Here is a 20100-nt window from a genome sequence, read left to right as displayed (position 1 = left end):
ACTAATCATATTGTGGATATTCAGAGATAGTTTGTAATAATCTTTGCTTTTGTTGCTCTAAAGCTTTAGGGTTATTTAGCTCTAGCAAATCAAATTTTAGTATGTTACCATCCTTTGCTACAACCGGCAAATACCGACCATCTTTGGTAGGAAAAGTATAATAGACACTCTTTTTGTCAGACGTTAATTTCCATTTACCTTGTTGTAAAGATTCTCGTACTTTTGCAGCAGCGGTATATTGTCCTGTTGGGTCATTAATATTATCTATAATATTTCTACCATTACCCTCAGCTACGATAGTCCCATAATCACAAGCTATACTACCGTTAATAATAGCAAGTTGTATCTCTACTAAACTAGCCTCTATGTTATCAGAATTTAAATCATGAATCATACGTTGTGCTACCACCTGACGGGGTATTTGCAGATTCTTACTATCTATTCGCATATCGACCTCACTAATTAATTTGGTGGTTGCTTTTTTTACTGCTTTGGCAATTGATAAATCTTCAGTACGTTGGTAGTATTTAGCTAAATATTTTATGGCTTGCCGTGTTTGGTTAATCTCTGTCTCGTTTTGAATATCAGTTTTAGCTAAATCCTTACCCCATTGCTTGAATATACCATTATTTTCAATTTCTTTGTTAAATTCTGTAGTCTCATGACTGATAAATAATGGCTGACTTTTTACTGATAGCTCGTTAACTAATGCGATCATCTGTATAAAGGCTGACGCTGTCTTACGATTATATAGCCTACTCTCAGCATAGAATTGAGTCAGACACTCTAAATCTCCATTACCCCTTAAGATTTCATCCATTATTTCCAAGCCATATTGCTCACCGCTCCCGTCATCACCTCGCAGACTAATTATACCATCGGTGGTTTGTTGAATTTGGTTAACATCCTTACTCCCAATCTTTTTTGAATACTCATCACGTTCTTTGTTCATTAAATATTTCTGATCGTAACTAGGGATGCCTTTTTGCTCTTGCAATTGTTTCCTAAGCAATAAACGTTGAAACAATGGCATGTCTTTAGGTATTTCATCGGCATACATTTCCTCAACCATCCCAGCTGGGTCTGTTTGAGCCAATTTTAGCTGTTTGTTAAACTGCTCGGTTAAAATATGATATATTCTCTCTTTATTGTTATAATCACTATCTCCGCCCTTTGGGGCAATTTGTTGTAATATTTCCTGACCTTGATTAAATGGTAGGCGTTTTATTTGTTCTGAGATAATAAAAGCCTGCTTATATAAAGCTTCTTGGGTTCTGAATTGCAGTAATCGCGGATCACCAGCATTAAAGCTGGCTTGTAGTAAATTTTCAATGCCATCAATACCTTTGCCAGTAGCTAGGAGACTAGCCAAATGGGCATCGATAAGCGAACTAAGTTGATGTTGTCTCAATAATTGCTGATGATGTATTAGATTATTTGCTTGCCCCTCTAGCTTTATCCTCTGTTCAAGCGATAAATCTTCTTTCCATTCAGCTTTTATATTGGGATTTAATATAGCATCCGGCGAATGTTTTAAAGTGCCTAGTGCTGCAGCAAATGCCAAAGCTTGCCTGGCATTAATCAGCATTTGTTCTTTTTCTTGCGGCAGTAATGATAAAGAGCTAATAGCTATTATGCTATCTTGTAAATTACTACTATAAAACTCAGGGTTATCATAAGTAGCAATCTTAAACTTTTCGATAGCTTCAATTGCTAAATGGTGACGTTTACCATCAATCAGTTTAGCTTCTGTATGACTTATTTGCCCAACTAAAGATATTCGGTAGTCATTAATCTTGGCTTGCAACATACGCCTGGTTAGTGGGTTCTTGGCTTGCTGTAGATAATCTACAGCTCGCTTATCATACTTGCCTAAAAAATACTCGATGAACGGTTTGTTATTTTCTAGATAATCCGGATGCAATTCATCAAATTGCGTTAAACAACCAAAACCACCACTTTTGTTATCGCTAGCTACCTCAATATTACTCTGTGATTGATGCAAGTGCGTAGTGGTATCTTTAATAAAGTCTGCCCATAAATTTGGCATTTCTACGCTGGCATCTTTCTCAAGTTTACGTATCAAATAACCTTTAGCTTCTTCATTAATTTGCTGACTTATTCCTGCTATAACTTGCCATTTCATCTTATTTGGTCACTTTTTATTACTTTCCTTTTACTTGTCTGTACCTTCATTAATTCTTGATATTTTAGCAAGATCAAATACACCTTTTGAAATTGTACCAAGATTCTGCCAAGGCGAAGCTGACTTGATCGAACTAATATTACGGTTAATTGCTTCCTTATTTAAATCAATCATTGCTGTGTTTAAGTTTGATCTTGGTCTTTGGTGAAAATGTTCAGCTTCTACGCTTCTTGCCTTCATCTCATCCATATAAGCCATATGCCGTAGTAATAAGCCAGCTGAGTCAGTGCCAGTTATACCAATACCAGTTTTCAGGATATTATAGCCCAACTGCTGGCGATTATATAACTGCTCTTGCCTCAGCATATCAACGTGATAACTCGATATTGCCCCATATTCAGCCGTTCTTTCTATTAGTTGTTGACGGTCAAACCTGACATTCTCCTGTTGTTGTCTCAATAAATGCTGCTGCTCATATAAGGACTGCTTGGTTTTCTCTTTATTACTTCTTAACTGGGCGTAAGTATTAAATAAAGAGCTACCTGTAGCAAATATACTAGCTCCACTCGAGAAAAAATTTAGAAGATCAAACATTACTATTTTTTACCTTTAAAAAAATTTTCGCTATTTAATTTGTTGCAAAAATATGTTACACTATAGCTAGTATTAGTTGTGTAATGTGCTGAAAAATCTGCTTTTGGCAGTCGATTCTTTCGGGGAATTAGGGCATTATCCGATTAGTACTTATCTAGCGAGGATAAAGTGGACTGGAGAACTTAGGTATGTAATGGCATTCTGTTAATCTTCTAACCTATTATTTCTAGGTTCTTATATCTTTAAATTATGATATAAGAACCTAATAATGCCCTTTACAGCTCTCTATCTGGATAATTTGCGTTTCATCATTAAAAGAATATATCAATCTATGCTCATGATCTATTCTTCTAGACCAAAAACCGCTTAATTTATGTTTTAAAGGCTCAGGCTTTCCTATCCCGTCATATGGTGTTAGGAGAATATTATCTAGCAATTTCTGAATTCGTTTGTCTATTTTAGGATTTGTACACTGCCAGAATCGTCTTTGCTCAAGTGCTTCATTAGACAAGCAGATAACTCTCAATTTCCCCCCTTTTTTCTTGTAATTCTTTTTTTGCTTTTAAAAGCTGTTCTGTAATATCTTCTGCAGGAACTCCACTGTCATAATTCATCCACCATTGATCTTCAGCATTTTCTATTTGAACAATATCTTCTTTTGAAATTGATAAAAGATAATCTTTAATATCCTTTATTACATCAGTTTTAAAGAACTTACACATTTCTTCTTTCGTAATAATTTTATTTTGGCGTATAATAGCTTCACACCAAATAGAATGTGTATGTGTTAAATTACGTAAATACGCAGCTGTATGCTCACCATAAAAAGAATAGACTTTATAAATTAATTCTTTCTGATTTTTACTATAAATATCAAAATCTATTTCTCCAGGCGAAGGAATGCCATCAGCTTCAAAATTACCAAATGTTAAACGTAAAGCTCGTGTCACTGGTCCATGTTTCCATGCTTCAATCTCTTCTGTAAAAAGCGGTCTATCAAATAAAGCAAGACTTATTCCTTGGGCAAAATATATTAGTTTTTGTAGCTTTAGCTGGGTTATGGTATCGCCAGCTTTTCTATCTACTAAAACTAAAAAATAATTAGCTATATCCAAACAACTAAGTATCTTGTCTCTTTGTTTTTTATTCATAACTATTCTTAAATTTTGTTCACAGAATCTAGACCCCTTACCAAATTAACTTACGCTACCCTTGTAATTTGGTAAAATCTTTGCCTTAGCATATATTTTCAGTATACTAACTGGGTAAGGTTTATCAACCTTAAAAGTAACATCAATATCAGTTTTTATTTCCCCGTGCATAATAAAATTTACCCAACCCGATTGGTAAGGAGTGGCAAATAAATCACATACTTCTTTAGTAGCTGTTGATGTTGTTAAATATTTCTTATCATTAACCAATCTAATCAACGCATCACTATCTACATATCTACTATTAATATGTTGCCTATCTATTTGCCCATTATCTAGCCTTTCTTCAATATAACCACCTTTACTATTAAAGACCTTCAATCCAAGTTCCGCATCTTTTTTCGGAGCATGTTCTACCTCATCCGGAAATATCAGGGGAAAAGTCTGTAATATCGAAGAATAAGGAAAACCTACCGACAAATGTCTTACAGGATGTTTTAGCCTTATCAGCTCATTATCGATAATCCTCAAATCATGTAATTCCTCATCACCAATAATAGATACGGCAATTTTCTGGAAGATTGGCAATATAGTGGCAATATTTATTTGCTGGAATGATGGTAGACAGTTACGAGCTATGCTACTTAATTCATAACCACCAATATCAGGAAATAGTTTTTTAAAAACTGGAAAATATCTTTTTGATAACAATAAATATTTTTCTAATTTTAGGCTCTTCTCATCCTCAAGAATATCTTTCAATAAAGCCGGATGAAAGCTCGGCATAATTAACTGGCAATACTCAATAATGTTCCGTTGCAAATAAGCTAGCCCTTCTTTGAGTTCTTGCATTTGCTCAAATATTTTACCCGCTAGCGGTTCAATACCATCTTCCTCACTATATACCGATGCTCTAGAGGACGATAATGAGGAGCTGTGAACTCTTGCCATTATCGGGGCAATTCTGTTTGTTACTTCGTATACTTGCAGCAAAACTGCATAACTCTATTAAATTTTTTTGGTATAGCACTTAACATATAGGTTCATACATTATTTTAAACGTTCTACAACTTGCCTCAAATACAGAAATACCTTTATCTAATAATTTTCTAATGTTATTTTTTATCGGAAACCAATGATGTTCAATAGGATTTAAATCAGGGGAATAAGGTGGTAAAAATTTTAGTTTGCAGCCAGCTTTTTCAATTAATTCTTTAGCCCTTTTGGATTTATGAAAGCTTGCATTATCAGCAATGACAACCTGTCCAGGCTTTAGCTCCGGCACAAGGCAATTTTCTATATAAGCTTCAAATACCTTACTATCACAGCTCCCAGTAAAGACTAGTGATGCGATTAAACTATTCTGATTTAACGCACCAATAAAACTTGTTCTTTCACTACGTTTTCCCGATTTACTCCCATTACAACGACTTCCTTTCATTGACCATCCATATTCATATGATTCATTATCATTTATGCCCGCTTCATCAAGATAAACACGTCTCTCTATCGGCACTTTTTCTAATTCACTGAGAAAATCTTGTCGCTTTCCTTCATCTCTTTCTTTATACGCATATGTCTTTTTTTTCGAGTAATGTTGAGTTTCTTTAAAGCTCGGCTGATAGTCATTATACTTGCAACATTATCTAATTCTTTTGCTATTTCTGTAAGCGTTAACGAGTTACCCTTTTCTACTAAATGACGCAACTCCGATAAATCAGGGATTTTATGACCATATCCTTTCTGGTATCCCTCCTTTGACTTTATATCTCCAGTTTGTTTCTTTAATCTAATCCAATCATAGATTATTGACCGACTAATTTTAAAGGTTTCGCATGTAAGTGCTACTTTCTTATATTTCTCATAATGTTCTATAACTCTAGAACGTAAATCGTAACTGTAGGGGGATGCCATATTTCTATTATATAATTTTTTTATTATTTATCATTATAACTTATTTGAATCCATATGTTAAGTGCTATAGTATGAATTTATTTTATAAATTTGGGTTCCTACTATGCAAGTATCACCGATTAATAAAAAAACTAGTTGAAAAACTATCAGTTATACTATAACATTTCAATTATTAAACGTAATGAATGAATCAAAATGAAAAAGCCAAAAGTAGCGACCTTAAGTGCTGAGGAACGAGAAGAACTAATCCAGCATATTAAGGCAAATTCATTAACAGGAGATGATCAGCAAGCGGTGATAGAACTTGTGAAATTTTGTAACGAACTAATAGACAAGCTAGCATCATCAAACATCAGTATAAATAAGCTTAAGGAGATGATGATTGGTTTTAAGGCAGATAACAAAAAAAAGATAGTTCAGATTCATTAAAAGAACCACCGAGTGAATCTGATAATAAGAATGGTGGTAATGAAGAAGAGTACGATGAGTCCAAGAAGAGAGATCGCAGTAATTGGCAAGGTAAATATGGATTTGATGATTATCAGGATGCGAATACCAGCTATTTATCTCCTGAGAATTTTTGTAGTGGTGATAGCTGTCCTCACTGTGATAATGGTAAACTCTATAATAGTGAAGCTAGAAAATTGCTACAATTTACAGGTAATGCTCCAATTACAGTCAACAGATATGTAAAGAAAACGTTACGCTGTAATGCTTGCGATTATACAGTTATGAACAATAAGAATATCAACAAATGGACAAATAGTAGCAAAAGTGCAATAGTGTTACAAAAGACCTACGGTACTCCCTTCTATCGTTTATCTAGGTTGCAAAGTTTAAGCGGGGTTCCTGTATCATATAGCACTCTGTGGCAACAATATTTAGATGTTTGGCAAGAAGATGGTGGAGCTGAAATTTACAGGGTATTATTAGAAATGGCTGCCGAATGTAGTTCACTGAACCTTGATGATACTAGAGCTAGAATTTTAGAAATTACTGTAGCCAATAAAAAATTACGAGCTCAAAATAAGAAAGGACGCAGCTGTTATACCACTACTATATGTGCTAAGACTGCCAATAATGAGGTGATAGTTTTATATTTTACCGGTAATAAGCATGGCGGGGAGAATATTGGTAACATACTAAAGAATCGTAAGAATAGAACTGATTCTATTCATTTAATGACTGATGCAAGTAACAATAATAACCCGGTATTATCAGAAGCAGATAAAGAATTACTGGCAATAATAGTGATGATCAATTGTTTGTCACATGGGCAGAGAAAATTTACAGAGAATGAACCATATTACCCTGAAGAATGCGGATATTTTCTCAAACAGACTGCTGGGATTTACCATAATGAACATCAATGTAAAGAGATGAGCCTTGAGGAGAAGCTGAAGTACCATCAGGAACATAGCAGTAAATATATAGAAAATATATATAACAAAATAGATGAATTATTTAACGACAAGAAAGTTGAGCCTAATAGTAGGTTTGGGCAAGCTATGAAATATTGGTTAAATAATAAAGAAGGTTTGACGCAATTTTTGAAAATTCCAGTTAGCAGTCTTGATAATAATTGGGCTGAGAGGTCACTACGTACCATTATTTTACAAAGGAAGAATTCATTATTCTTTAAAACAATCAATAGTGCTGAGATACATAGTGGTCTGTATAGTATAGTAAAGACTTGTAGTGAGAATGAAATCAATGCCTTTAAATATTTAAATTGGCTGCAAGAGCAGAGTAGCAAAGCAAAGAAGCATCCTGAGGATTATACGCCTTTTGCCTATGCAAGATATATAAATAATACGGAATTAATCGAGACGGCAGCTTAAATGACAGGAAGCCAATCATTGGAGAGTTTGGCAGAACTAGGATCGCCATTATGAATAAGAATGTGTAAGGTTCTATAACAAATCTGATAAGATGAATTATCAGATGGGGAAAGTTTTGCCGTAAATTTACCTTTGGATAGGCGTTTAGAGCATAACCAAAAGCCTTGACCGTCAAAGGACAAAATTTTAATGGCAGTTCTGTTTTTATTATAGAATAAAAACAAGGAACCATTAAGAGGGTTGGAAGAAAGTTTTTGTCTGCAAACAGCTATTAAACCATCGATACCCTTACGAAAGTCGATGGCAATAGTGGCAACAAAAATAACTGACTGAGGGGTTAGTTGCAGCATAGAAATGTTTGAATTATGGTTTTTAGCTCTAGTGTTTGAATAATAAGCTTGGTACCATTTGGCTTAATAATGTGGCAAGTGTAGTAATTTTGTTTGGGAGTAGCCACAGGATCAGTATCTATAGAATTTACTAGTTGAAATGGGAGAAAATTAATATCGTGTTGTAGAACTTTATTTGAAGTTGAGGTAGGAGAAGTTTTGAGGGAAGGTTGATGGGCTTGTTGAATTGAACTAATTATTGTTTTATTAATATTGAGATGTTTGGCTATATCTTTGCAAGAATAGTGATGGAGTAGCTGGCGAACTAATTCCTTTAGATGGTTTGGTATGGGATCAAACTTGTTAGTTTTAGTTTGACGCCAGGCTTTAAATTGCTGAGCTACTTGCTCAACAGTAATTGATGGTATTTGCATAGTAGGAACCCAAATGTATAAAATAAATTTTATACTAACAAAAAAATTAGATAGAGTTATGCAGTTTTGCTGCAAGTATACCCTCCTTCAACTATACCATACATACTAATACATTTTATATTATTTGTAAACTACGACTGTAGTACTAGATTCCCGCCTACGCGGGAATGACAAGAGAGTGCGGGAATGACAACGAAAATGCAGAAATGACACTAAGACTGTGATGTCACCCTTAACACCCTGTCATCCCCGCCCAACTTAGTGTCACCCCTGCGTAGGCAGGGGTCTAGATTCCCGCCTACGCGGGAATGACAAGAGAGTGCGGGAATGACAAGAGAAGTATACTTGCAGCAAAACTGCATACAGAAATGGACACTAAGACTGTGATGTCACCCCCTAACACCCTGTCACCCCTGCGTAGGCAGGGGGCTAGATTCCCGCCTACGCGGGAATGACAAGAGAATGCGGGAAATGACATCCTTCGCGGGAATGACATAATATGATTACGAAAATAATACACCAACCTAAAAACTATGACCTCCTGCACCTCGAGTTTTATGGGCAATAATTGGTTTCTTGAGTCCTTCATTAATTTTATTAATTTCATCTCTTAGGAGCTTTTGTAACTTTACATCATCTTTAATATTAGCATACTCTGCTTTCTGTTGTGGCTGTACTATTCCGCCCTCTTTACCGCTCCCCTTATTTTCTGTCAATAATCTAATCGGGTCTGCATATAGGTCTTCTCGTTGATTTTCATCAAGTTTCTCAAGCTTTTCCCATCTTTGATCCGCTGTAGTCTTTAGCACCCCCTCCAAAAGCTTTATTTTTTCTTGAGGGGTTGATAATCTTTCTAATGTTGTTCTGACATGTTTCTCTTGTTCTTTAAACCCTTTACCTTCTAAACTTTTAGACGTATCTCTTACCATCTCAGCAATTTCTGTATCAGTTTTTCGAATTGGAGGACTTATATGTTGTGTTCTTAACAAACTTGCTTTGATATCTTCAGCCCTATTTATTAATACAGCTTGAGATACCTTAGGCTCATATGACTGTTCTGTTGTTTTTTCCTCTATAGTAACTTTAACTTCTTCATATATAGGAGAATGTACAGGAATATTATCAAGATTTGATTCCATTTTCTCACTGTTTATCATATCAGTAGAAGAAAGAGTAGTCTCTTGCACTTTATGTGGTTGTGTTTCTCCAATATTTGGTATAGAGGTTTCAAGGTTCATAGATGATGGTACATCGATAGATGGCGGAATCTCCACACTGTGTTCTAGATTTTCTTGCATCATTACTTTATTTTCTTGCGTCACTGATACTTGTTCACCAGGCTTTATATAGCCAACTTCAGGGTTAGCTCCTCTGGAGGTTACAGTGAGATCAGGTGCCTCGATAGATTCAATAGATGGTGAAATATCCACCCCCTGCCCTAGGTTTTTTGCAACTTCTTGCATCATTGCTTTATATTTTTCTTGCGTTACTGGCAAGGTATAGATTTTTCCACCATGCTCTATATAACCAACTGCATCAGGACTATCTCCAGTAAACTTAACTGGATGTGGCGAGCTGACCTCGACAATCTTACCATCATCATCATAGTGAGCAGTAAAATATACAGCATTACTTGCCGCAATATTTCTACCATTCTGATCCTTGACAGCTAACGATAAATGCATCGGACCATTATTCTCAAGTTTTATAGGAAAATCTATCGTCCTATAATTGTTAATTGTGACGCTAGTACCATCACTTTTTTGCACTGTATGAGGAGGATTTATTTTATGGGTTGCTTCTGATAATGTTGCAATTTCCTGACCGTCTGCATCTCGTACTATCTGTTGCTTAATACCGCTAGCATTTTGTGTAGCTCCATCCTGCCATTCCATAGCACTAAATCTACCAGCAAAATGCGTATGAACGCTTTTGTAGCCGGAAATTTCTGCTTGTTCTAATTTATTTTTTAACTTGTTATCTCCTTTTAGAAGTTCACTGATTGTTTCTTTATTTTGTTCATTTTCAAAGTACGCACGAAACTTATTTAGATCATCAAGTTCTTCTGGTTTTACTATATTATTAGTTACCAAAGCTTCAGCTATTATCTTTCTCTGCTTGGTTAGTATCTCTTCTCTAATTGCTTGAGTTATAGGATCAATAGCTTGATCAGCAGCAGAAAAAGCAGATTCATCAACATCAAGAAAAGATTTACTTAATTCTGGAGGAGTTTTTTCCTTTTCTGATAAGCAAAAGATGTCCTGAGTAAGCTCTTGGGGTTTGATAGCAGTAACGATTTCCTGCAACGGCTCCACATATTTTTGAAAAATTTTAGTAGGTGTCTCATCATTCTGTATGGATTCTTCTAATTTTTCAGCAAATTTATCAAACACTTCCGATTGCCCTTCTATTTTGTCAGATTCCGGCAAATCATTTTGTTTTTTTGTATTCTCGCTAATTATTTCAACAAATCCCTCTAATATGTTTTTTTTATCGTTAAAACTGACTGCACTGTCTTTTAAGGTTCCCTTTACGATTTCAAGCAAAGATTGAGCTATTTCATCTGGATCTACTGTTTCAGCATCCTTTAATGCTTTCCCCATTTTCGCTATCTTATCTTTAAAATCTTCATAATACTCAAAATATTTTCTAGGCTCCTCTACATAGTCTTTAAAATTTTTCTCTTTACTCATCCCCACCTCATTCTTAAATTATAACTAGTATTTGATGCTAGTTAATATTTTTCCCTAAAGCAACTAATTTGTTTTATTTTTAAGACACATCATTGTAAGTACTAATGACACTAAGACTATGATGTCACCCCTAACACCCTGTCACCCCTGCGTAGGCAGGGGGCTTAGATTCCCACCTAACTTAGTGTCACCCCCTAACACCCTGTCACCCCTGCGTAGGCAGGGGTCTAGATTCCCGCCTAACACCCTGTCACCCCTGCGTAAGCAGGGGTCTAGATTCCCGCCTAACACCCTGTCACCCCTGCGTAGGCAGGGGTCTAGATTCCCGCCCAACACCCTGTCACCCCTGCGTAGGCAGGGGTCTTAGATTCCCGCCTACGCGGGAATGACAAGAGAGTGCGAGGATGACATCCCTTTGGTTTAAATAAACATCTAAATTAGCACTGTTTCAAATATAACACAATTGTTTCAAATATAACACAATTGATAGGGATTTATAAAAAAAAATAGTCTAAGTAGCTTGTAATTAATTAGTTTTGCATATATAGTATTTTGCGTGCTAGATATTCTAAAAAGGTTTTATATAGAATAGGTAATGTCACTCCTGTAAAAGACTGTTATCTATGCGGAAAATGTGTCATTCCCACAAAAATGATGTCCTTCCCGCGTAGGCAGGTATCTAAAAAAACCTTAGATTTCAGCCTACGCGGGAAGGACATAAGATGAGGGAAAAATGACCAAAAGTTCGTGTAGGAAGGGCATAATTTAGAACGCGGGAAGGACATTAAGGTTTTTAGAGCTAATCACTCCAAGAAACTGATTTAGAAAATAAAATTAACTTAAATTAGGAAAAATTATGAATAAAAAAAGTAAAAAAAGCAATTTTTTGAAAAATTTGCTGACTACTGCTTCTGTTGCCTCGGTGATAGTTGGTGGAAGTAATGCAGCGTTTGGTTTTGATAATGTAATGAATCAGGATAATGCTCAGTTTACTGATCTTGGACATTGGAGGCTGCAAGGTGGTGGTGCTGCTGCTGCAGTCGCAGACGGGGATAAACTTCACTTTGTGGCTGGTCGACCTACTATGATTGCGGATGCTACCGTGTCTGTTTCATTCGATACCCATGCAGTAGTTGACGCCACAGTTAAAGTGGGTGACGCGAATGCTGCTAATACTCTTACTGTTCTGAATGTTTTTGGGGGTCAAACACTTACAATCAAGGCAGACCATGCTGATTCTCACATGGTATTCGGTGATGTTGCTAATCCTGATAATGTAGGTGATTTTGCAGGCTTAAAAGCTATTGATTTTAATAATAAAGCAAATGCAACTGCTACAATTGTTCAAAATAATTTTGAGTCTAATGTTAGCTTCAAAAGTACAGGAGCTATTAACGGTACGGTTATTATTAATGCTACGGACGTGAAGTTAAATGGAGAGTGGAGTGGTGGTGCTAATGCTGTGAACAACTTGGTAGTTAATGATAATAAATCAGTAATTATAAGTAATCATTTAGCACTTGGTAATAGTTTAATTCTAAATGGTGCTGCTAACTCTGCTGGTGGTACATTAACTATTGTAAATAAAAACATAACAGTAGGTGGCGATGGAATAAAAGGTGCTAATGCTGGTGTTGGTACTTTAATTTTTGAAGGAGATTCTGTTGTTACTGCAGATGTTGGGAATGCGAATGCCTTACATAGCATTGAAATTAAGAATGGTAAAGTAGAGATTATTGCTGGTAATTCTATCAAAGCTAAGAGCATCATATTAAGTGGTGACAAGTCCGGCTTGAAAGTCAACAATCTTATTGTAACTGATAGCATTGCAATTACGGGAGATAATGAAAGTACTCTGGAGTTAAGTGGTAACCGTTTGTATGATATCACTGTTCCTATCGGTGATAAGGATAAGGCATTAAAAGAGCTTAAATTTTCAGGTGGAATAGTAGGTGGAAATGCGAGAACAATTACTAGCCGAGTATATACTAATGCCATTAGTGCAGATGGTGGTTCAATCACTTTTGTTCAAGAAGTTGATGTAGCTACTACAAATCTAACAAGGGCTGCAACAGAATTAAAGATTGATAAGGGTGGTAATCTTGGTACAGTAAATTTCAATAACATCAATAGTAACATTATCGTTGGAGCTGGCAAAAATCTTTCTGGAGAGTTTTACGGTGATAACAATGCTAAGAAAAAACACAACGCCAAAGACACAGCAGGAACACTGACTTTTGCAGCAGGTGATAGTGAATTTGATGGTACTGTAACTAATTTGCATTTGATTGAACATCTAGGTGGTGGTACTTTGAAATTCGTTAGAAAAGGTTCTAATGTTGTCGCTACCATAAAGGGGAGAAATGATAGTACATTTGAGTTTGTTAACGATTATAAATTAACTGGTGATATTGATACTGCTGGAACCTTAAATTTCGAAAACGCTGAAATTGCTGGTGATATTAAAAATGTTGATGTGATTAATCTTTTAAAGGGTAAAACATTAACAGTAGGTGGTAAGACGCTTCAAGTTACTAAGACGATCTTCTTTGGTAATGATCAAGATAGGGGAGGAACATTAGCCTTTAATTCGATAGATGACGTAACACTTGATGTACCCGCAATAGGTGAATTGTTTGGTGGTAATATTGATGCAACTAAGATGAAAGAAGGTAAGACTTTAACAATTAAGGGTAATATAGGAACTGATCCTACTGTTGCTAGCAGTACGTCTCTTGATAAAATATTACTGAGTGGACAAAATCTTAACTTACAACCTACAGCAGGAGCAGCAGGTCGTGTTAATGTTGCTGTAATGGACTTTAACGAAAAAACTTCAACAGTTGCCTTAAAGACTGCTGATGTTAACTATGCTTTGGGAGAGTTGAAAAAGGCGAAGGAAGCTAAAATTGAAATTTCTCAGAATGTCTCATTACGTGATACCAAAACGACTGATGATGAGAAGTTAGGGGAAATTTACTTCTCAGCAGATAAAGTTTTAACTCTTGATGATGGTATTGATATTACTAGTAAATCTATAACAGCTAAGACAAGTGGTCAAGGTCAGCTGGTTTTTGCTAAGAGTGCTACTTTGAAGGGAAATATAGGAGAGCGTGCTAAGAGCCTAAAAACACTTAGAGTAAATGATGATGTTGAGGCAGTTACATCTGGTAAAGCCTACTTTACAGGTAATGTATCCTTGGGAAATAATTCTATATTACTTGTAGATGATAACTATAGTGCTAATCGTGTTGTTGCTGATACTGACGGTAGTGGGATATTGAGATTTACCAATAAGGATGCAATAACATTCAGAACAGCTGATACCCCTGTTGCTGCTCCTGTTGCCGGTCGTGCTGTTGCTGTTAATGCAGTAGAGAAACTAGAAATACAAGGTGGTAATGTTGCATTAGACGGTAATGGTCTGCCATTCAAGAAAGTTGCTTTTGCCAAAGATTCAACCTTATCTTTAGCTAAGGATATGAAACTTAGTGGGATAGATGTTGAAAGTAGTGTTGACAAGGGAAGACCTACAGTTCAGTTGGGAAGTGGAGTAAATGATGAAATCATTTCAGGTCAGAATATTGGAAGTAGCGGTCATTCTGTTAATCTAGCACTTACTGGCGATACTGTTTTAGATGTTAAGAGTAAAAATGCTTTTGTTGCTATAACCACTACAGCTAATGATAAAGGTACTGTTAACTTTGATCTTGGTGCTGGTGGGACTGTTAGTACTATCGATGGTTTAGGTAGTGAGGGTCTCAAATTAAAACTGGCAAATTTAAAAACAGAAGTACACAACTTAGGTGATACCTATGCGAAAGTTATTGTTCAGGACAGTGTACGTTATGAAGCTGGTGGAATAGTAGATGGTGAAGTACAGCTTGGTCATACTAGTGCTGGTGGTGCTGCTGGTGCTAAATTTAGAGATAACGTTATTCTGAAATCTGATATGGTCAGTATGGGAGCAAAGAATAGCATCACGTTTGACGGTAATGCTGAAATTAGTGGTAAGGTTGTTGGTACAGCTCAAAATGCCTTTGAGCTGATTAAATTTACTGGTACTGAAGCACATACTGCAACCTTGAAATCTTCTGCTCTGTATGCAGACAATATTGAATTTGGTAGTGAAAATATTAAAGTTGCTGCTAAGGATGTAGCACTTCATGGTATTTCACAAATCAATGCAAATATTAATCTAGAGTCTAATCAGTTAACCTTAGAAAAAACCGGAACTTGGGGAAAGGAAACTAGTATTAAGACTATCTTAACTGAAGAAGGTTCATTTGGTAATATAGTGCTTAAGGATAAAGTTACTGTTGCTGGTAATGTAGGAGTTATCGTTAAAATTTCTGACAAAGCTGACTTAGACAAGTATAGTAACAAGCAATTTACACTTATAGATGGTGCTAATCACTTACTTCTAGAAGATGGTAGAATCAATCTGATAGATGTAGAAGGAGTCCAAAAAGACCGGGCATATATAAACTGGGACATTAAATCTGAAGGAGCTAAGTTAGTGTTTGAACGTAATGTTGATGTGAAAGCTGGTGTTACAGAAGACTTGAAGCAGCTTGATGCTAAATATTCAGAAAATATTGACCCACTTCTTGAGGCTAAAGAGCTTCTGAATGAGATAAGCTTTATATATGACCATAATAATAAAGAGGCAACTCAGAAGAAACGTGCTGATGCATACCGCAAAGTATTGACCAATAACAATGATACAGTAACCAGGGCACTTGCTATAATTTCTGATAGTGTTCGTACTAGAATGGCTTCTACTATGACTGCTAATCAAGTTGCCTTAGTTTCTGCTGGTTCTGATGATGCTACTGGAATGGGTGCATGGGCTATGCCATACTATAGTCAAGCTGTTCAGAAGAAGAACGGTGATGATGCTGGATATGGAGTAAAATCTGTTGGTGGAGTTGTTGGTTTTGATACTTTAGTCAATGATGAGCTAACTATTGGTGCTGCTGTTAGTGTCGTTAATAGTCATATGAAGTATGAAGGCGATTATGCTGGAAAAACTGCAATTAATACTGTGATGGGTTCTATTTATGGAACACAATCATTTGCTAAAGATTTCTTTGTACAAGCTGTGGCTTCCTTGGGTTCAAGTAAAATTAAAGGTACTGATCCTAGAATAGTCCCTACTAAGACTCATGAAAGTGGTCAGGAGCTTGCTAAAGCTGCTTACAGTGCTATGTCTTACGGCGGAGAAGTATTATTTGGTTACAATGCTAAAATAGCTGACTCAGCATTATTAACACCGATGGCTGGAATTCGTTATACAAGATTCGACGATGAAGCTTATAAGGAAACCGGAACAACACATCAAAATAAGATCGTTGGTAAGAAAGCTGTCAATGACATTGAGGCTGTAGTTGGTGCTAGAGCTTCAACTGCTATAGATACTGATGGTATTACAATAACTCCTGAAGCACATGCTTTTGTTTCTCAAAAGTTAGGTGATAACTCAGGAAAAGTTAATGTTAAACTAGAAGGTATGACTGATTCGTTTATTACTAAATCTGACAAAGCTGCAAAAACATCCTTTAATGTTGGTTTAGGCATTACTGCTAAAGCTGGTGTTATGGAGTATGGAGCTGGTTATGATGCATATTTAGCTAATAGCTATGTTGGTCACCAAGGTACTTTAAAAGTTCGTGTAAACTTCTAAACTAATCATTTAAGTTTACTTATCTATTACTACAAAAGGGCTTCCTTCTCAAAAAGGAAGCCTTTTTTGTTTGTAATATTCATGACAATATAGTGAACCCTATTAAATTAGGTGATACAAACTTTGTGTCATATAGTTATGCCTATAGGATTAGGTGATAAAGAACATAACGATTGTAAGTTGTCATTCCTAGCTGCGGCGGGAATCTAGATACCTGCTTTCGCAAGGTTAACACAAAGTTTGTATCACCTAATTCAATAGGGTTCACTATATAAGAATCTGTTTTAAGAAATGCATAAACGTCATTGCGAGGAGCCGCTTCGCTACGACACGGCAATCCAGAAAATTGCAACGGCAAAAATACAACAGCAAGCTGTTTATTTGGATCGCCACGCCACTTCGTGGCTCGCGATGACGGTTATTCGTTTCTATAATCTAGTATTTTATATCATTAGTTGCGACTTTTAAACTGCCCTGTTATTAATATTACATTTTATAATTGACATAGCCTTTATTTAATGCTATCATGGGATGTATACTAGAGCAATATAGTGCAAGGAGAAAATATGAACTTAAGATTAGTCATAATTCTACCATTTATTCTCTTAACTTTAATAGGCTGTGCTGGTAATAATATTTTAATACCACAACCAAATACTGTTCAAGAGGTTAAAAATATTCAGGTCACCTATATTTTGCCAAATGATATTGAAAAGCGTTCATGTACGTTCAATGGGCTTAGCTTTCGACAATATAATGGTGGCACTGATACCAAAATAGAAAGATTACATATTGATTATGTTGCTAATGGTCTACAGGTAGAAAGAAGAACCGATAATGGGATAGCAGGTTCCGGTATAATTTACACTATTGATGCAAATGTTATTCCTAAATCTGATGCCACTATGATTACTTTAACTCCAAGAACTCAAAAAACTTATCAGGAAGGTTTAATTTTACCATTTCCTGTTCCTAATTTTGACATAGAGCAGTATTTATCAGAGGCTACATTATATTATAAATTCGAGTTAAATTCAGAATACCCAGCCACCTCAATAAAAGCAAATTTTGAACGTCTTCTGGAAAGGTTTAATGCAATAGATAGTTATACTTATATTTTGCAACTTGAAGGGGCAGAACTTAAAATTAAGGCTAACATCTACCCATACAGAAATGGATCAAAAGTTGTAATCAATATTGTACTATACAATAAAGAATCGAGCAATGGAGTGATTGATGTAGTTAAGAAAATAGAAGAAGCAAAAAAGCAAATTGAAAAAATTATTAATTCTTAATAACTTTGATTTTACCTAATCAAACAGATAAGATGGATAAGTGTTACTGTACTCATTAACAAGTACTATGCCCCCGAATTCTGGGTTAAGAAAGGCATCAAGGTAAGTATTTAGTCGCTCCGTCAAAAGTTTAAAAACACAACATCTACTATAGTTATGCCTATAGGATTAGGTGATAAAGAACATAACTATTGTAAGTTGTCATTCTTAGCAACGGCGGGAATCTAGACACCTGCTTTCGCAGGTATGACACAAAGTTTGTATCACCTAATTCAATAGGTTTCACTATATGTTTAAACGCAAAAGGTGTCATTCCTAGCTGCGGCGGGAATCTATAATATCTCTCGGCTTTTTAAGAAGCATTTTAGCTCCCTGCTTTCGCAAGGGTATAGTTATGCTCATAGGATTAGGTGATAAAGAACATAACGATTGTAAGTTGTCATTCCTAGCTGCGGCGGGAATCTAGATACCTGCTTTCGCAAGGTTAACACAAAGTTTGTATCACCTAATTCAATAGGTTTCACTATAACAGACTCTGTCCTGTGGTTAGACTATAAAAAGCTTGGAAATCCATAAGATTTTCACCTTATTTTGTTCGAAACCTTATGGATTTCTAAAATTTATTGGTGGTGTCATCCAGGATCAGTGAGTGCCAAAGCATAGTACCCTACATTTTTTATTTTATAGTGAAAGTGTAATTCGACATAATGTATCAATTTAAGGAAAAAAACCGATCTCTAACTGTCATTGCGAGGAGCTACTTTAGGCGACGAAGCAATCCAAAAGACCAGAAGTGGATTGCTTCGTCGTGCTTACACACTCCTCGCAATGACGCTTGTGTAGCATAATATCCTTATAATTTTTTGCTATTTTTACGATAGAATAAAAAATGTAGGGTACTATGCTAGGTCTTAGATTGAATCTAAAACCTAATTAATAGGAATAGTTTTTACATCTTCTACTTTAATAGGAGATCTTGGTAAAATAACAGTTAATACTCCATTTTTTAGATTTGATGAGATATTGTTTCTGTCGATGTCTTTTGGTAAGAATAATTTCTGATAAAACATATTACGAGCTTGCTGATCAGAATATTTATTATCATCTTTAGCTTGCTCATTCTGAGCTTTCTGAGCAGTAATGACTAAATAATCTCCTTGTAGCTCAATTTTTATTTGCTCTTTATCGAAGCCTGGTATCTCAATATTCAGGGTATATTGCTTGTCGTTAGTATCTAAATAACTATTTAAGCTACTAGTTATAACAATAGGTGAATCAAAAATAAAGCCGTTATGGCGTATAGTAAACCTATTCCATAATTTATCCATTTCTTGAGATAGTTGCACAAATGGATTACCATGTATTTCTGAATAATTATCAGTTTTGTTCTGTTGCCCTGCTACTGTAGTAGTGGATGTATCTTGTGATTTTGGCAAAGCTGCATAAGCATTAATATCATACACTCCACTTATCCCTACAACTATGCCCATTGACAAGGCAGCAAGGATTAGTTTTTTCTTAAGCTTGTTTGCTAATAATGGATTATTATTTAATTGAATATTATCGTTCTTAAGTTGATAATTACTTACATAATTGTTTATCATATCTACTCCATATATTCATTTGTATACTAATATATATAATATCGTGAGTATTAAATTCAATAAGAATCGGCGTCTAATTATAGAAATATTTTGCAATTAATAATCCTAATAAACGACATTTAAATCTTGCTCGTTGGGTAGAATTATATGTTCAGTATCCACTAATTGTTAAATATTCAACGCCCCACGATATATCTCTATTAGGCTATCTTCTTCAGCAAGAGCGTCTTTATCTTTTTTCTTAAGTTTTAGAACATGTTTTATTATCTTAATATCATAGCCTTTATGTTTAGCTTCTTCATAAGCATCCTTTATTAGATCGGTCAACTCGTTTTTCTCTTCCTCTAGTTTCTCAAGTTTACTGATAGTGTCAATTAAATCTTGTGAATTGATTATCTCTGTCATAATTATAA

The 20100-nt window shown here is 35.4% G+C and carries 22 protein-coding genes; 6 read left to right on the top strand and 16 right to left on the bottom strand.

From position 1 onward, the window contains the following. Position 1: 1 nt before the first annotated feature. The 6 genes from ACQH2P_RS09845 to ACQH2P_RS09820 form a co-directional block, all read right to left on the bottom strand. On the bottom strand, positions 2–2146 hold the full coding sequence (locus ACQH2P_RS09845) for a hypothetical protein (protein WP_425363931.1): 2145 nt from the start codon (positions 2144–2146) through the stop codon (positions 2–4). Positions 2147–2176: 30 nt separating this feature from the next. Further along, positions 2177–2740, bottom strand: coding sequence for a hypothetical protein (locus ACQH2P_RS09840; RefSeq protein WP_425363930.1), 564 nt, complete (start codon positions 2738–2740; stop codon positions 2177–2179). A gap of 262 nt (positions 2741–3002) precedes the next feature. Then, a complete protein-coding gene (locus tag ACQH2P_RS09835) occupies positions 3003–3251 on the bottom strand; it encodes a Txe/YoeB family addiction module toxin (protein ID WP_425363414.1) in 249 nt (82 codons plus the stop codon). Next, complete coding sequence (locus ACQH2P_RS09830; RefSeq protein WP_425363413.1) at positions 3244–3891, bottom strand: Panacea domain-containing protein; 648 nt, start codon at positions 3889–3891, stop codon at positions 3244–3246. Before ACQH2P_RS09830 ends, ACQH2P_RS09835 begins: the two co-directional genes overlap by 8 nt. Positions 3892–3936: 45 nt before the next feature. Then, complete coding sequence (locus ACQH2P_RS09825; RefSeq protein ID WP_425363929.1) at positions 3937–4884, bottom strand: hypothetical protein; 948 nt, start codon at positions 4882–4884, stop codon at positions 3937–3939. 37 nt (positions 4885–4921) lie between these two features. After that, positions 4922–5805, bottom strand: a protein-coding gene (locus ACQH2P_RS09820) for an IS630 family transposase (protein ID WP_425362619.1) whose coding sequence is annotated in 2 segments (ribosomal slippage) — positions 4922–5482 and positions 5485–5805 — 882 coding nt in all. Because the reading frame shifts where the segments join, the coding sequence is not laid out codon by codon here. 195 nt (positions 5806–6000) lie between these two features. On the opposite strand from ACQH2P_RS09820, the gene ACQH2P_RS09815 reads away from it, so the two are divergent. Genes ACQH2P_RS09815 through ACQH2P_RS09805 form a run of 3 tightly spaced genes read left to right on the top strand, consistent with a single transcriptional unit; the run spans position 6001 to position 7646 of the window. Next, positions 6001–6234, top strand: coding sequence for a hypothetical protein (locus ACQH2P_RS09815; RefSeq protein ID WP_425363882.1), 234 nt, complete (start codon positions 6001–6003; stop codon positions 6232–6234). A gap of 30 nt (positions 6235–6264) precedes the next feature. Continuing rightward, on the top strand, positions 6265–6498 hold the full coding sequence (locus tag ACQH2P_RS09810) for a hypothetical protein (protein WP_425362621.1): 234 nt from the start codon (positions 6265–6267) through the stop codon (positions 6496–6498). Between the two features lie 38 nt (positions 6499–6536). Next, a complete protein-coding gene (locus ACQH2P_RS09805) occupies positions 6537–7646 on the top strand; it encodes an IS66 family transposase (protein WP_425362622.1) in 1110 nt (369 codons plus the stop codon). Here ACQH2P_RS09805 and tnpB read toward each other — a convergent pair. The 5 genes from tnpB to ACQH2P_RS09780 form a co-directional block, all read right to left on the bottom strand. Beyond that, positions 7643–7996: an IS66 family insertion sequence element accessory protein TnpB gene (tnpB, locus tag ACQH2P_RS09800; protein ID WP_425362591.1), complete on the bottom strand. Its 354-nt coding sequence runs from the start codon at positions 7994–7996 to the stop codon at positions 7643–7645. The genes ACQH2P_RS09805 and tnpB overlap by 4 nt on opposite strands. Beyond that, the gene (locus ACQH2P_RS09795; protein ID WP_425362592.1) at positions 7984–8409 is read right to left on the bottom strand and encodes a hypothetical protein; all 426 of its coding nucleotides are present in this window, start codon (positions 8407–8409) and stop codon (positions 7984–7986) included. The genes tnpB and ACQH2P_RS09795 overlap by 13 nt, the downstream gene beginning before the upstream one ends. A gap of 298 nt (positions 8410–8707) precedes the next feature. Beyond that, positions 8708–8932: a hypothetical protein gene (locus ACQH2P_RS09790; RefSeq protein WP_425363968.1), complete on the bottom strand. Its 225-nt coding sequence runs from the start codon at positions 8930–8932 to the stop codon at positions 8708–8710. A 1-nt stretch (position 8933) separates the two neighbouring features. Next, complete coding sequence (locus ACQH2P_RS09785) at positions 8934–11102, bottom strand: Sca4 family protein (protein WP_425363967.1); 2169 nt, start codon at positions 11100–11102, stop codon at positions 8934–8936. A gap of 141 nt (positions 11103–11243) precedes the next feature. Then, complete coding sequence (locus ACQH2P_RS09780; protein ID WP_425363966.1) at positions 11244–11438, bottom strand: hypothetical protein; 195 nt, start codon at positions 11436–11438, stop codon at positions 11244–11246. Between the two features lie 216 nt (positions 11439–11654). Here ACQH2P_RS09780 and ACQH2P_RS09775 point away from each other — a divergent pair, with 216 nt between their 5' ends. Both ACQH2P_RS09775 and ACQH2P_RS09770 read left to right on the top strand, forming a co-directional pair. Continuing rightward, on the top strand, positions 11655–11828 hold the full coding sequence (locus ACQH2P_RS09775; RefSeq protein WP_425363965.1) for a hypothetical protein: 174 nt from the start codon (positions 11655–11657) through the stop codon (positions 11826–11828). A 130-nt stretch (positions 11829–11958) separates the two neighbouring features. After that, a complete protein-coding gene (locus ACQH2P_RS09770; RefSeq protein ID WP_425363964.1) occupies positions 11959–16788 on the top strand; it encodes an autotransporter domain-containing protein in 4830 nt (1609 codons plus the stop codon). A gap of 142 nt (positions 16789–16930) precedes the next feature. Here the strand turns inward: ACQH2P_RS09770 and ACQH2P_RS09765 are convergent, their stop codons facing one another. Then, positions 16931–17125: a hypothetical protein gene (locus ACQH2P_RS09765; protein WP_425363963.1), complete on the bottom strand. Its 195-nt coding sequence runs from the start codon at positions 17123–17125 to the stop codon at positions 16931–16933. Between the two features lie 214 nt (positions 17126–17339). Here ACQH2P_RS09765 and ACQH2P_RS09760 point away from each other — a divergent pair, with 214 nt between their 5' ends. Continuing rightward, on the top strand, positions 17340–18083 hold the full coding sequence (locus ACQH2P_RS09760) for a hypothetical protein (protein ID WP_425363962.1): 744 nt from the start codon (positions 17340–17342) through the stop codon (positions 18081–18083). Between the two features lie 160 nt (positions 18084–18243). Here the strand turns inward: ACQH2P_RS09760 and ACQH2P_RS09755 are convergent, their stop codons facing one another. The 4 genes from ACQH2P_RS09755 to ACQH2P_RS09740 all read right to left on the bottom strand — a co-directional run bounded on the left by ACQH2P_RS09755 (position 18244) and on the right by ACQH2P_RS09740 (position 20092). Continuing rightward, positions 18244–18396, bottom strand: coding sequence for a hypothetical protein (locus ACQH2P_RS09755; protein ID WP_425363961.1), 153 nt, complete (start codon positions 18394–18396; stop codon positions 18244–18246). Between the two features lie 85 nt (positions 18397–18481). Further along, positions 18482–18607 (bottom strand): hypothetical protein, encoded by a 126-nt coding sequence (locus ACQH2P_RS09750; RefSeq protein ID WP_425363960.1) that lies wholly within the window; start codon positions 18605–18607, stop codon positions 18482–18484. 405 nt (positions 18608–19012) lie between these two features. Further along, complete coding sequence (locus ACQH2P_RS09745; RefSeq protein ID WP_425363959.1) at positions 19013–19687, bottom strand: Hsp20/alpha crystallin family protein; 675 nt, start codon at positions 19685–19687, stop codon at positions 19013–19015. Positions 19688–19855: 168 nt separating this feature from the next. Next, positions 19856–20092: a GapR family DNA-binding domain-containing protein gene (locus ACQH2P_RS09740; protein WP_425363958.1), complete on the bottom strand. Its 237-nt coding sequence runs from the start codon at positions 20090–20092 to the stop codon at positions 19856–19858. Positions 20093–20100 lie beyond the last annotated feature (8 nt).

Origin of the sequence: Candidatus Tisiphia endosymbiont of Hybos culiciformis (assembly GCF_964030975.1) — a bacterium.
Classification (GTDB): domain Bacteria; phylum Pseudomonadota; class Alphaproteobacteria; order Rickettsiales; family Rickettsiaceae; genus Tisiphia.
The sequence above is the reverse complement of the archived record's forward strand: the minus strand, read 5'-3'. Positions and strand labels throughout refer to the sequence as shown.

Coding starts and splice junctions, on each gene's coding strand:
- ACQH2P_RS09845 (WP_425363931.1), bottom strand. CDS start 2,146: ATGAAATGGCAAGTTATAGCAGGAATAAGTCAGCAAATTAATGAAGAA.
- ACQH2P_RS09840 (WP_425363930.1), bottom strand. CDS start 2,740: ATGTTTGATCTTCTAAATTTTTTCTCGAGTGGAGCTAGTATATTTGCT.
- ACQH2P_RS09830 (WP_425363413.1), bottom strand. CDS start 3,891: ATGAATAAAAAACAAAGAGACAAGATACTTAGTTGTTTGGATATAGCT.
- ACQH2P_RS09815 (WP_425363882.1), top strand. CDS start 6,001: ATGAAAAAGCCAAAAGTAGCGACCTTAAGTGCTGAGGAACGAGAAGAA.
- ACQH2P_RS09810 (WP_425362621.1), top strand. CDS start 6,265: ATGGTGGTAATGAAGAAGAGTACGATGAGTCCAAGAAGAGAGATCGCA.
- ACQH2P_RS09805 (WP_425362622.1), top strand. CDS start 6,537: ATGAACAATAAGAATATCAACAAATGGACAAATAGTAGCAAAAGTGCA.
- tnpB (WP_425362591.1), bottom strand. CDS start 7,996: ATGCTGCAACTAACCCCTCAGTCAGTTATTTTTGTTGCCACTATTGCC.
- ACQH2P_RS09795 (WP_425362592.1), bottom strand. CDS start 8,409: ATGCAAATACCATCAATTACTGTTGAGCAAGTAGCTCAGCAATTTAAA.
- ACQH2P_RS09785 (WP_425363967.1), bottom strand. CDS start 11,102: ATGAGTAAAGAGAAAAATTTTAAAGACTATGTAGAGGAGCCTAGAAAA.
- ACQH2P_RS09770 (WP_425363964.1), top strand. CDS start 11,959: ATGAATAAAAAAAGTAAAAAAAGCAATTTTTTGAAAAATTTGCTGACT.
- ACQH2P_RS09755 (WP_425363961.1), bottom strand. CDS start 18,396: ATGACACCTTTTGCGTTTAAACATATAGTGAAACCTATTGAATTAGGT.
- ACQH2P_RS09745 (WP_425363959.1), bottom strand. CDS start 19,687: ATGATAAACAATTATGTAAGTAATTATCAACTTAAGAACGATAATATT.
- ACQH2P_RS09740 (WP_425363958.1), bottom strand. CDS start 20,092: ATGACAGAGATAATCAATTCACAAGATTTAATTGACACTATCAGTAAA.